Consider the following 11,841-nt stretch of genomic DNA (forward strand, 5'->3'; position numbering starts at 1 on the left):
CGTTTGACTAGATGTAATGGTTCTTCTGCCCTGCCTTCCCCGCATGAACCTATCGCCCCGCATCCACATAATGTACTGAAGGAGTACATCCGTTCATCCGTGTCCTACGGGATACCGAGAGGAGAAACAAGTTCGATGCAAAGATTGATGTGCAAAGGCAAAATCCATCGGGCAACGGTTACGGAAGCGAATCTCGACTACGTAGGCAGCATTACGATCGATTCGCTGCTGATGAAGGCGGCCCGCATCCAGCCTTATGAAATCGTGCAAGTCACCAATCTGCGCAACGCGACCCGCTGGAAAACATACGCATTGCCCGGCGGCGACGGCACGGGCCAAATCTGCCTGAACGGTCCTCCGGCGCATTTGTTTCAGCCCGGCGACCTGGTCATCATTTTAAGCATGGGGATGTTCGACGAGAAGGAGCTTCTCGAGCTCGTGCCGACCGTCGTGTTCGTTGACCGCGACAACCGGATCGAGAAATGCGAGGACCACCGCTTGTTTAACGAGAAAGGGGATATCAACTGGGATGAGCTACGGCCACAACAAATGGACCAAATATAAGCTTCTGCGCCGGTCATCCAGGCTCGCTTCCGCCTTACCCCGCACCTCGAGACTGACACGGCGAAGCTTGAACTCGTACTTGGAGCGCTTCGGCAAAGTGATCATCAAGCCGTCGAACAGCGCGGGAGGCAGCCGCGTCATTCAAATATCTCCTGTGGGCAACGGACGCTATGAAGTTCATGATGGTAAACGCACCAGCACGGTGAAGGGCCGCAGGGCCGTCTACGCATACGCACAACGCAAAACGAAAGGCGGGAAGCCGATCGTCCAGCGCAGAATCGCGCTCGCCAGGGTGAACGGTAAACCGTTTGACGTGCGGGTCATGGTGCAAAAAAAGCGAAAATCCAGATGGACTGTTACGGGGACGCTCGCGAAAATTGCCGGCCCGGGTTATATTATCACGAACACGGCTCGCAGCAACGGGAAGGTTGTGCCCGTATCCACCGCGATCCGCAGGTCCGGGCTGCGACCCGGCAGCCGGATAAAGGGCAAGCTGAAATCGACTGCGATGAAGGCGGTCAGGCAGCTCCATAAGTATTATCCGATCGATACGGTCGGGATGGATATGGGCGTCGACACGAAGGGAAAAGTGTGGATTATCGAGGCCAACTTCAAGCCGGCCAAAAGCTTGTTTCGAAAACTGAAAGATAAGAGCGCGTACAGACGGATCATGTCGTATTACAGGCAGCGTTAAAAACGAAAGGACCTTCGCCACTTTGGAAGGTCCTTTCCTTATGCGCCTCCTAAGCTCCGGTGGCGCCCTCGATATTCTTAAATTGGTTATGGAACATCCGGTAATACGTACCCTTCTGCTCGATCAGCGCTTCGTGACTGCCCTTCTCGACGATGGAGCCGCCGTCCACGACCATGATCGTATCGGCGTCCCGGATCGTATTGAGCCGGTGGGCGATGATGAAGCTCGTTCGGCCCTGCATCAATTGCAGCAGCGCGTCCTGAATGTGCAGCTCGGTCCGCGTATCGATGCTGCTCGTCGCTTCGTCGAGGATGAGGATCGCCGGATTCGCCAGCAGCACCCTCGCAATGGCAAGAAGCTGGCGCTGTCCCTGGCTCAGATTGCCGCCGTTTTCCGTCAGCATCGTCTCGTACCGGTTCGGGAGCCGCTGGATGAACTTGTCCGCGTTCGCCAGCGCCGCCGCTTTCTTCACTTCCTCATCGGTCGCGTCAGGCTTGCCGTATTTGATGTTCTCGGCGATCGTGCCCGAGAACAAATACGTGTCCTGAAGCACGATGCCGAACGCCCGCCTCAGACTGTCGCGCGTATATTCGCGGATGTCCCGTCCGTCCAGATAGATCGTACCGGCCGTTACGTCGTAGAACCGGGTGACGAGATTAACGACCGTCGTCTTCCCCGCCCCCGTCGGGCCGACAAGCGCCGTACTGCTACCTTGCGGAGCCTCGAAGCCGATATGCTTCAGAATCGGAACGTCCGGCCGGTAGCCGAAGCTGACGTCTCCGAAGACGACGTGGCCTCGCGGATTTTCCAGCACGACGGCACCCGGCGGGTCCTCCGGCTCCTCCTGCTCGTCAAGCACCTCGAATGCCCGTTCCGCCCCGGCAACGCCGGATTGCAGCACGTTATAAATGTTAGCCAGATCGTTCAGCGGCCGGACAAACTGCCGCGAGTAGCTGATAAAGCTGGCGATGACGCCGACCGTGATGGCGCCTTTGACGGCCAGTATGCCGCCGACGATCGCCACCGCCGCAAAGCCGATATTGCCGATCACGCTGAGCAGCGGCATCATGAAGCCGGACCAGATTTGCGCCTTCAGCCCGACCTCGTACAGCCGTCCGTTCACTTTATCGAAATCCTCGATCGACTTTTCTTCGCGGTTAAACGCTTTGACGACCTCGATGCCGGATATCGTCTCCTCGATATGGCCGTTCAGCTGGCCGAGCTGGGCTTGCTGCTCCTTGAACAGGACGCTCGTCTTCTTCGTAATCGTGCGGGCAAGCGAATAAACGAGCGGCACCGTGATGATACTGGCCAGCGTCAAGATCGGGCTGAGCACGAGCATCATGATAAGCGACCCGACAATGGCGATAACGCCGGACATGAGCTGCACCGTCGATTGCGAGATCGTCGTGCTGACGTTGTCGATATCGTTCGACATGCGGCTCATCACTTCCCCGTGGGGACGCGAATCGAAAAACGACAGCGGCAGCTTTTGCAGCTTCGCAAACATCGTGCGGCGCAAATTCATCACGACCCGCTGCGATACGCCGGCCATCAGCCAGCCTTGCAGCAGCGTCAAGGCGCCGTCTCCTATATAGGCGGCGGTCAGGCCGAACAAAGCCGCTTCGAGCAGATGAAAATCGACCTTGCCGCCGCTCGCGGTCATCGAATCGATGGCGACGCCGATCAAGTACGGCCCGGTGAGCATAACGGCCGAATCGACCAGCAGGAAGGCGAAAATAAGCGTCAGCAGCTTGCGCTCCTTGCCGATATAGCGCCACAGCTTCGCCATCGTTTTGCGGAACTGCTTCGGCTTGACGACCGGGCCTCCCCTGCCGCGGCCGCCGAAGCCCCCGCCCTGTCCCGGATGTCTGCCTGGACCTACGAGCGGCGGCGACAGATCCGATCCGCCGGAGGATGAGCCGGCGGCTTGCTCATTCGGCTTTGGCATTCGCGTGCATCTCCTTTCCGATCTGCGACTGGTAAATTTCCTTATACACCGTGCATTCCTGCATGAGCTGCTCATGTTTGCCCATGCCGACGATCTCGCCTTGGTCCAGCACGACGATCCGGTCGGCGTCCATAACCGACGTAATGCGCTGGGCGATCAGCAGACAGGTCAGATGTTTCGCATACGTTTTGAGCGCCAGCTTGATCTTCGCCTCGGTTGCGACGTCGACTGCGCTCGTGCAGTCGTCCAGGATGAGAATGTCCGGCTTGCGAATCAAGGCGCGGGCGATCGACATCCGCTGTTTTTGTCCGCCGGACAAGTTTACGCCGCGCTGTCCGAGCCGTGTCTCGTACGTTTCCGGAAACGAGGATATAAATTCGTGCGCCTGCGAAAGCTTCGCCGCCTCCTCGATCTCCTCGTACGTAGCGCCTTCCTTGCCCCAGCGGATGTTCTCGGAAATCGTACCGGAGAACAGCACCGTTTTTTGCGGAACGATCGCTATATGCTCGCGCAGCTTCTCGGGGTCGACGTTCCGCACATCTTCCCCGTTCACCCGGACCGCCCCGGAGACGGTATCGTAAAAGCGCGGAATGAGGCTCACGAGGCTGCTCTTGCCGGAGCCGGTCGAGCCGATGATGCCGATCGTTTCCCCCGGCAGGCAACTGAACGAAATATGCTTGATCGCGGGCTCGCCGTCCGGCCCTTCGTACGAGAAGGTGACGTCCTCGAAATCGATGCGGCCTTTGACGGAGGAGCTGTCGATAGCCGTTTGCTCGTTCCAGCTCATCGTGTTTTGCTCGGCGAACACTTCACCGATCCGCACCGACGACGCTCTCGCCCTCACGAACATATTAAATACCATCGAGATCGTCATCAGCGAGAACAAAATTTGCGTCATGTAGTTGATGAAGGCCACGATACTCCCAACCTGCATCGAGCCGTTGTCGACCCGGATGCCGCCGAGCAAAATAACGGCGACGATGCCGAAGTTAACCGTCAGCATAATGGCCGGATTAAAGACCGACATCGTACGCATGACGCTGATCGTTTTCGCTTGATATTCCGTATTCGCCTTGGCGAATTTGTCCGTCTCGTAATCGAACCGGTTGAACGCCTTGACGACCCGGACGCCGGCCAAATATTCGCGGACGATGCCGTTCACCTTGTCCAGCGCCTTCTGCACGGACATGAAGCGCCTGAAGCCGATCTTCATGTTGATCGCCACAAGCAAGGCGACGATCGGCACGACGATGGCGAGCACGGTAGCCAGATGAGGGTTCAACCGGATCGCCATGATAAGACTTCCGATGCACAGCAGCGGCGCTTTGACGAAAATGCGCATGAGTCCGTTCGTAAAATTCTGCACCTGTGTCACGTCGTTCGTCAGTCGTGTCACTAAGGAAGCCCTTTCAAATTTGTCGATGTTAGCGAACGACAACGACTGAATTTTGCGAAACAGGTCGCTTCTCAGTTCGGTCCCGAACTTTTGCGATACCCGGCTGGAAATAATGTTCCGCGACGATGCCCCAAGCGCGCCCACCGCGGTAATGAGCAGCATCAGTCCGCCCATACGCAGCACGTAGCCCATATCCTGACCGGCGATGCCGACATCGATAATATGCGCCATAATCGTCGGCTGCAGCAGATCGCATGCCGCTTCAACCGTCAAAAACGCAACGGCCACGCAAAACATTTTCCAATGCTTCCGGACGTATGGAAGTAAAAAATGCATCCCGTTCTCTCCTTCGTATTGCGGCATACCGTTATTATACATCCGTCGCCGGCAAAACTGAATCGTAACCTGGCACAATTCATACGATCTTCGCGGAGAAGCCGGGCGCGAAAAGAAAAACCGCAACCGGTTCTCACCGGCTGCGGTCCTTACCCACGGCTTGCTGTTACTTGACGCTTTTTTCGATTTCTTTCACCATCTCGGATACGGAAATCAGCCCGCCGCCCGACAAGTACCAGTAGTTTTGGTCCAAATACACGATATTGCCGTCCTTGAACGCCTTCGTTTTCTTGACCAGCTCGTTCTCGATCGTTTTCTTCGCGGCAGATTCGCCTCCGACGGCGGCTCCGCGGTCGACGATGAATAAGTAGTCCGGATTTTTCTCAGCGATGTATTCGAACGATACCGGCTTGCCGTGCGTCGATACTTCGATGCCCGGGTCGACCGGCGTAAAGCCGAGCACGTCATGGATGATGCCGAAGCGGGAGCCGGCTCCGTACGCGCTGATGGCGCCTTCGTTAGCCAGAATGATGAGGGCGTTTTTGCCGTTTGCTTTTATTTTGGCGCTTACCGTCTTGACCGTTTCGTTCACCTTGGCGAGCTCGGTATCGACCTGCGATTCTTTGCCGAAAATTTGGCCGAGCGTTTTCGCGTTTTCCGTGTATGTCTCCAAATATTTGGCGTTGTCGACGCCGAGGAAGATCGTCGGGCCGATTTTGCTCAGCTCTTCGTAAGCCGTTTGCAGACGTCCGGAAATGATGATCAGATCCGGCTTGATCGCGCTAACTTTTTCAAAATCCGCTTCGACCAGACTGCCTACGTTTTTGTACTTCGCGTCCTTGTACTTGGCGAGATACGGCGGGATGCTCGCCTGCGGCACGCCGGTTACTTCCACGCCGAGCCGGTCGAGCGAATCGAGCACCCCATAATCGAAGACGACGACCTTTTGCGGGTTTTTCTTCACTTTCGTTTCGCCCAGCTTATGCTTGATCGTAAGCTCGGCAGGCTGTGCCGGCGTCTGCGCGGCGTTCGAGTCGCCGGAAGTCGCGGGCGCGGCGCCTCCTGTTGTTTGATTGTCCGAGCCGTTGCCGCAAGCGGAAACGATCAGGACGAATACCAGAAGCAAGGCAAGCATCCAACTGTTTTTCTTCATGGTTCTCTCTCCCCTATCCGTTTTTTTGTATGTGGTGTTTCATGGTGAACATGATTGCCTTACGAGAAGTAGACGGCGATTTTGTTGCCACCGATCGTTTCAATCGGGATGAACATATCGTAAATTTGCTGGAGCACCGGCGTTTGGATAATCTCTTCGGTCGGCCCTTCGCGCACGACTTTGCCGTCCTTCAGCGCTACGATGTAGTCGGAATAACAGGAGGCGAAGTTGATGTCGTGAAGCACGAGCACGATCGTTTTGCCGAGATCGGACACCATGCGGCGCAGCACCTTCATAATTTGCACCGAATGCTTCATATCCAGGTTGTTGAGCGGCTCGTCGAGCAGAATGTATTCGGTATCCTGGGCGATAACCATCGAGATGAACGCCCGCTGCCGCTGCCCGCCGCTGAGCTGATCGAGATATTTATGCTGCATGTCTCCGAGTTCCATATAATCGATCGCCTCGTCGATATACTTGCGGTCTTCCTTCGTTAGCTTGCCCTGCGAGTACGGGAAGCGGCCGAAGCCGACCAGATCTTTGACGGTCAGGCGGATGTTGATATGATTCGACTGCTTCAGGATCGAGATCGTTTTGGCCAGCTCGCCGTCGTTCCATTTGCCGATTTCTTGCCCTTCGATCCAGATTTCGCCGCCGTCCTTCTTGATCAGTCTGCTCATCATCGACAGCAGCGTGCTTTTGCCGGCTCCGTTCGGGCCGATGAAGGACGTAATGCTCCGCTTTGCAATTTGCAGCGAGACTTGGTCGACGACGATTTGGCCGCCGTACGATTTGGATACGTTTTTGACTTCTACCACGATTTATTCTCCTTTAGAAGCAAATACAGGAAGTAGACGCCGCCTGCAAAATTGATGATGACGCTGATCGTCGTCGAAAAGGTGAACACGCGCTCCACCACGAGCTGGCCGCCGACCAGCGCGATAATGCCGATCAGGATCGAGCTCCAGATGAGATAGCCGTGCCGGTGCGTCTTCATAAACTGGTAGGCGATGTTCGCGACAAGCAGGCCGAGGAACGTAATCGGGCCAACGAGCGCCGTCGAGATCGAGATCAGCACGGCCACGATCATAAGCAGCCTTTTGACGACGCGGTTGTAGCCGATCCCGAGATTGACCGCATGCTCCCTGCCGAGCGCCAGCACGTCCAAAAATTTGATATATCTCATGCAGTATGCGGCTACGCCGATCAGCGCGATAATCGCGGCGGTGAGCACCTTCGTGTTGATCCGGTTGAAGCTGGCGAACATTTTGCTCTGCACGACCAAAAATTCGTCCGGATCGATCAGCACCTCCATAAATGTCGTCAAGCTGCCGAACAACGAGCCAAGCACGATGCCGATAAGCAGCAGGAAGTAAATGTTCCGTCCTTCCTTCTTGAACATGAACCGGTACAGCAGCATCGAGAACAAAATCATCAGGCCGACGGACAAAATGAAGTTGATATTCGGATTCACGAGCGCGATATGCATCGAGCCGAACACGAAAATGATAAACGTCTGAGTCAGCATGTACAGCGAGTCGAGTCCGATAATGCTCGGCGTCAAAATGCGGTTGTTCGTAATCGTCTGGAATACGACTGTCGAGAAAGCGATCGCCGCCGCGGTCAGGACGATGGCCGCCAGCTTGATCCCTCTTTTGGGCAGCACGTAGCCCCAGTTGCCGCCGGACTGAATCGTGAGAAATACGAGTATAAGCGCGACCGATGCGACAGCCAAAATACCGATCTTCGTTTTAGGATTCATATGCCTTTCTCCTTAGTAGCAAGTAAAGAAAAATGCCGCTTCCTATAACGCCGACGGTAAGGCCGATCGGAATTTCGTAAGGATAAATGATGACGCGGCCCAAAATGTCGCATGCGAGCACGAACACGGCTCCGAGCAATGCGGTATGGGGAAGGTTATCTTTCAGATTGTCGCCCCTGTACATCGTGACGATATTCGGAACGACCAGCCCCAGAAACGGAATGACGCCTACGGTCAATATGTTCGCCGCCGATACCATCGCCACGATGACAAGACCGATATGGACGACCTGCTTGTACTTCAGCCCCAGGTTCACCGAGAACTCTTCTCCCATTCCGGCGATCGTAAACCGGTTGGCGTACACGTATGCGATGAGGACGAGCGGAATGCTTATATACAGAAGCTCGTAGCGTCCCTTCAGCACCATGGAGAAGTTGCCTTGCAGCCATGACGAGATGTTCTGGATCAAGTTTTGCTTGTAAGCGACAAACGTCGTGAGCGAGCCGATCACGTTGCCGAACATGAGCCCGACGAGCGGAATGAAAATCGCGTCCTTGTACTTCACCTTGTCGAGAATTTTCATGAACAGCAGCGTTCCCGCCAAAGCGAAGGCGAAAGCGACGCCCATCTTGACGATCGGCGCGGCGGATCCGAACGCAATCATCGCCACAAGCACCCCGAGTCTGGCGGAATCCATCGTTCCCGCCGTCGTCGGCGACACGAACTTGTTGCGCGTCAGCTGCTGCATGATCAAGCCGACGATGCTCATGCTCACGCCCGCGATGACGATGCTGATCAAGCGCGGGACGCGGCTGATCCACAACACGTGCAATTGATCGTCGCTAAGCCGCAGCAGATCCAGGGGCGAAATGTGCTTCACGCCGAGAAACAGCGAGACGATCGATAGCACGGCCAGCAGCAGCGCCAAGTACCTTTTTTTCATGACAAGCCAATCTTCCTTCATTCAAAATTTGGGGTCGAAGCGTTTAGCGTTAAAGAGAATCATTCTCAATAGGACTCAAAAAAAAGAGGTGCAGCCTCAGTGATAATCATTATCAACTTAACCTATTCTACCCGAATCCGTTATATATGTAATGGATAATCCTTCAGCCGGGCATGGATTTTTCTGCGTATTCTCATTTGGCAGCCAGCAGGCGGACGGTCTGATCGATCAGACTTTCGTTCGCAGCCGCGTTGTACATGAGCGGACCCGCATAACGGACGACGAGACAACGGGCGTGTTCGGGACGGCCTTCCCGCTCCGACCACCGCCTCCTGCAATCGGATATATCCTCCTCGGAGCGCGAATGAGGCATAAGCAGAATCAGATTGTCGCTCGGCATGTCCGCCACCTCCCGAAACGAATCCACCTCCAGCAGACCGAAGCGAAACGCTTCCTCGGGCGGCTTGACGCCCAGATCGTCGTAGAACAGATCCTTCACCTTGTTCATCTGCATGCCGTATATGCGATAACCCGGACCGTGGGCGCTCGCGAGCAAAAATGGCGTGTTCCCCAGATGGCGCCGCACGAGCCGGCGCGCGTTGTCCACCTTCCGGTCGTAAAACGCGAGCCACCACTCCGCCACCGAGCCGATGCCCAAAATGCCGCTTATTTGCGTAAGCCGCTTTTTCCACGGATACCCTTTCCACTCCAGGCTAATGATTGGCGATATTTCGGCAACGGCGCGCAGCAGCTCCCCCGGGATCGGGGATGTAAGCACCAGCTCCGGGCGGGTTTCGGCGATTTGGCGCACAAACGGCTCCGGGTGCTCCCACCAGCCGCGATCCAGCATCCATTCCGGCCGAATGCCAAGAACGGACAAGTCTCCTTCAAATATCGGCTGCATGACGATTTTTTTGTGCGCGCAAGCGGCGTATTCCGTCGGCGACATCCCCATATGCTTCTTGAACAGCCTGCTGAAATACAGTTCGTCGGGATAACCGGCGGAATGGGCCACCTCGCTGACCGAGGAACGAAGGTCGGCCAGCATGCCTAGCGCTTGGCCCAGCCGTACGAACGTCATATATTTATGCGGGCTAAGCCCCGTTTGCTTGCGAAACGCTTCGTAAAACCGGCCGGAACTCGCTCCCGATTGCCGGGCCAGCTCCTCCACATCGATCGGCTCCGCATATCGATCCGTCATGTAACGCTTCGTTTGCTCGACATAATCGAGCAGATCGTCATCCGTTCCCTTCGGTTTGCGATGATGGCCGACGTAGGCCGACGCGATCGCATACAAATGCGCCTGCAGCCGAAAAAAGGCGGCGGGCTCCAGCTCCTCCGGATCTTCGGCGGGAAAACCCGCCATCCAGCCGCGCGCTTGCGGCAGCCGGAACCGCAGCGCCGCGAAATCGGCGGATTCGCAAAGCGATCCGGCAAGCTCCGGCATGTCGCCGCCGTCGCACCGGAACCGGATCCAGCGTATATGAAAGACGCCGCTCCCCTCGTTTTCGAGCGTGCAGCTGCAATCCGGGGGCAAATAAAACAGCTCGCCGGACATCAGCTTGCCGGAGCGGCCCGCCGCTTCATCCGACCGGACGACCGCTTTGGCGTTGCCTTTGCCGACGAAACCGAACATCTGCTCGTCGCGCCCCGTCATCTCTGTGACGCCGCCGTTCGCCAGCTTCAGCTCCGTCGTCCCCGTAAACGTGAGCGTTGCCATCCCCTTGAATCGAGCGATACCAGCCAACCGTCGTTCACACCTTTTTCTTTTAAAATGGAATCTAGCTTCAGCATGACAATTCCTCTATTGTATATGATAATGATTCTCATTGTCAAATGAGGAGATAGCTGTACAGTCCCCTATATCCGTTTTGAGCAATCGGCGGTTACAGGGATTTTGTGGATCATCTAAAACGATTTGATCAGGAATTGCTCCGGTTAAAGTCCGGCAGACGGGATGCTCCCGGAATGTTGGAGCTTATATCCGATAAGCTGGACTGCTTATGCGCGTTTATTGTGAACGAAGACAACAAGCGAAGCTGGGAACAATGGGAGCAAAGCGAAGAAGTTACAGCCCGGGCTGCAAGTTTAAGGGATACTGCGGCCCAGGCGGCAGGTCTTGCCGAGAAACTGAGAGCCTTGCGTGCCTGCGCGGGGATAACGGATCGGAACCTTTATCTGTCTATGCTATCCGGCACGATCGACGAGGAATGCAGGTATATCCGGGCCGTCCGTCCCTAACGCCAAAGTTATTTTTATCGGGGCCGGCGCTTCCCCGGTATCGGCCTTGTCGATGGCCGCCAAAACATCCGCGGAAATTGTTTGTACCGATATGGACGGCGAGGCTGTTTCCTATGGGCGTCAAGTGATGCGGCTGCTCGAGACACGGTTGCAGGAGCGGCTGTATTACGAGACCAGCCATTTGCACGATCGTCCATTTCTGAAAAAGGCAACACATATTTGTATCGCTTCGCTGGTGCCGGATAAGCTTGCGATTCTGAAGGAGCTGGCGTCCGATCTCCGGACTGCCAAATTTTCGCACGATATGGAAACGGTATAAAGTCCTTGTTTAACTATTCGCTTGATATCGGCGTACTGAAGGAGTGGCGTGTCAGCCCCATTTGTAGCGAACGCAGCATCTGCGACACGCTCCTCCTCCAGCCGTATCGTCTCTTCGTTTCGGCCATCAACCCTCCCAATTGTCCCTATGTCGTCAAATACTCGAACTGAATCGGAATCTCATACCCGATTCCGACGGGAAACGACGAATCGTAAGCGGCCATGTCTCGACTAATCAACAAGTCCGTGGCCGTACTCAACATGCCGGTAACGCCCTGATTCAGATCGTGATCGACATATGCGGCAAAGATCCGATCATTGGTTGGCCGGGGAAGTCCCGTGAGCTTCACCTTCACGTCTCCGCTGCCGGTGACATCAAAGGATACTTTCCCGGTCAACCGGACCGTTTGACCGACCTTGGCCATAATGAGGTTCACTTGCGCATTGGCTAGCGATGCCGTACCCATTCCAACCCTTGATTTC

12 protein-coding genes are annotated in these 11,841 nt (G+C 55.8%); 4 read left to right on the plus strand and 8 right to left on the minus strand.

Features of this window, described 5'->3' with window-relative positions; genetic code table 11:
* Positions 1–135: 135 nt before the first annotated feature.
* Positions 136–564: an aspartate 1-decarboxylase gene (panD, locus tag D7M11_RS20990; RefSeq protein WP_120749216.1), complete on the plus strand. Its 429-nt coding sequence runs from the start codon at positions 136–138 to the stop codon at positions 562–564.
* Entirely contained in the window at positions 530–1,258 is a 729-nt protein-coding gene (locus D7M11_RS20995; RefSeq protein ID WP_120749217.1) for a YheC/YheD family protein, read from the plus strand. The genes panD and D7M11_RS20995 overlap by 35 nt, the downstream gene beginning before the upstream one ends.
* 49 nt (positions 1,259–1,307) lie before the next feature.
* Here D7M11_RS20995 and D7M11_RS21000 read toward each other — a convergent pair whose 3' ends face one another.
* From D7M11_RS21000 to D7M11_RS21030, 7 genes are all read right to left on the minus strand, one after another.
* Positions 1,308–3,209 carry an ABC transporter ATP-binding protein gene (locus D7M11_RS21000; protein WP_120749218.1) on the minus strand — a complete coding sequence of 634 codons (1,902 nt, stop codon included), beginning with the start codon at positions 3,207–3,209 and terminating at the stop codon, positions 1,308–1,310.
* Positions 3,193–4,941, minus strand: a complete 1,749-nt coding sequence (locus tag D7M11_RS21005) for an ABC transporter ATP-binding protein (RefSeq protein WP_120749219.1) — start codon at positions 4,939–4,941, stop codon at positions 3,193–3,195. Before D7M11_RS21005 ends, D7M11_RS21000 begins: the two co-directional genes overlap by 17 nt.
* A gap of 166 nt (positions 4,942–5,107) precedes the next feature.
* Entirely contained in the window at positions 5,108–6,094 is a 987-nt protein-coding gene (locus D7M11_RS21010; protein ID WP_120749220.1) for a siderophore ABC transporter substrate-binding protein, read from the minus strand.
* Positions 6,095–6,153: 59 nt separating this feature from the next.
* Entirely contained in the window at positions 6,154–6,912 is a 759-nt protein-coding gene (locus tag D7M11_RS21015) for an iron ABC transporter ATP-binding protein (RefSeq protein WP_120749221.1), read from the minus strand.
* The gene (locus tag D7M11_RS21020; protein WP_120749222.1) at positions 6,906–7,856 is read right to left on the minus strand and encodes an iron chelate uptake ABC transporter family permease subunit; all 951 of its coding nucleotides are present in this window, start codon (positions 7,854–7,856) and stop codon (positions 6,906–6,908) included. Before D7M11_RS21020 ends, D7M11_RS21015 begins: the two co-directional genes overlap by 7 nt.
* The gene (locus D7M11_RS21025) at positions 7,846–8,799 is read right to left on the minus strand and encodes an ABC transporter permease (RefSeq protein WP_120749223.1); all 954 of its coding nucleotides are present in this window, start codon (positions 8,797–8,799) and stop codon (positions 7,846–7,848) included. The genes D7M11_RS21020 and D7M11_RS21025 overlap by 11 nt, the downstream gene beginning before the upstream one ends.
* 193 nt (positions 8,800–8,992) lie before the next feature.
* Complete coding sequence (locus tag D7M11_RS21030) at positions 8,993–10,546, minus strand: helix-turn-helix domain-containing protein (protein ID WP_147433472.1); 1,554 nt, start codon at positions 10,544–10,546, stop codon at positions 8,993–8,995.
* A gap of 221 nt (positions 10,547–10,767) precedes the next feature.
* Here D7M11_RS21030 and D7M11_RS21035 point away from each other — a divergent pair, with 221 nt between their 5' ends.
* On the plus strand, positions 10,768–11,040 hold the full coding sequence (locus tag D7M11_RS21035; protein WP_120749225.1) for a hypothetical protein: 273 nt from the start codon (positions 10,768–10,770) through the stop codon (positions 11,038–11,040).
* Between the two features lie 52 nt (positions 11,041–11,092).
* Complete coding sequence (locus D7M11_RS21040) at positions 11,093–11,359, plus strand: hypothetical protein (protein ID WP_120749226.1); 267 nt, start codon at positions 11,093–11,095, stop codon at positions 11,357–11,359.
* A gap of 145 nt (positions 11,360–11,504) precedes the next feature.
* Here D7M11_RS21040 and D7M11_RS21045 read toward each other — a convergent pair whose 3' ends face one another.
* Positions 11,505–11,825 carry a hypothetical protein gene (locus D7M11_RS21045; protein WP_120749227.1) on the minus strand — a complete coding sequence of 107 codons (321 nt, stop codon included), beginning with the start codon at positions 11,823–11,825 and terminating at the stop codon, positions 11,505–11,507.
* Between the last annotated feature and the right edge of the window lie 16 nt (positions 11,826–11,841).

The sequence above is a fragment of the Paenibacillus ginsengarvi genome, assembly GCF_003626695.1.
Lineage (GTDB): Bacteria > Bacillota > Bacilli > Paenibacillales > NBRC-103111 > Paenibacillus_AB > Paenibacillus_AB ginsengarvi.

Coding starts and splice junctions, on each gene's coding strand:
- panD (WP_120749216.1), top strand. CDS start 136: ATGCAAAGATTGATGTGCAAAGGCAAAATCCATCGGGCAACGGTTACG.
- D7M11_RS20995 (WP_120749217.1), top strand. CDS start 530: ATGAGCTACGGCCACAACAAATGGACCAAATATAAGCTTCTGCGCCGG.
- D7M11_RS21000 (WP_120749218.1), bottom strand. CDS start 3,209: ATGCCAAAGCCGAATGAGCAAGCCGCCGGCTCATCCTCCGGCGGATCG.
- D7M11_RS21005 (WP_120749219.1), bottom strand. CDS start 4,941: ATGCATTTTTTACTTCCATACGTCCGGAAGCATTGGAAAATGTTTTGC.
- D7M11_RS21010 (WP_120749220.1), bottom strand. CDS start 6,094: ATGAAGAAAAACAGTTGGATGCTTGCCTTGCTTCTGGTATTCGTCCTG.
- D7M11_RS21020 (WP_120749222.1), bottom strand. CDS start 7,856: ATGAATCCTAAAACGAAGATCGGTATTTTGGCTGTCGCATCGGTCGCG.
- D7M11_RS21025 (WP_120749223.1), bottom strand. CDS start 8,799: ATGAAAAAAAGGTACTTGGCGCTGCTGCTGGCCGTGCTATCGATCGTC.
- D7M11_RS21035 (WP_120749225.1), top strand. CDS start 10,768: ATGTTGGAGCTTATATCCGATAAGCTGGACTGCTTATGCGCGTTTATT.
- D7M11_RS21040 (WP_120749226.1), top strand. CDS start 11,093: ATGGCCGCCAAAACATCCGCGGAAATTGTTTGTACCGATATGGACGGC.
- D7M11_RS21045 (WP_120749227.1), bottom strand. CDS start 11,825: ATGGGTACGGCATCGCTAGCCAATGCGCAAGTGAACCTCATTATGGCC.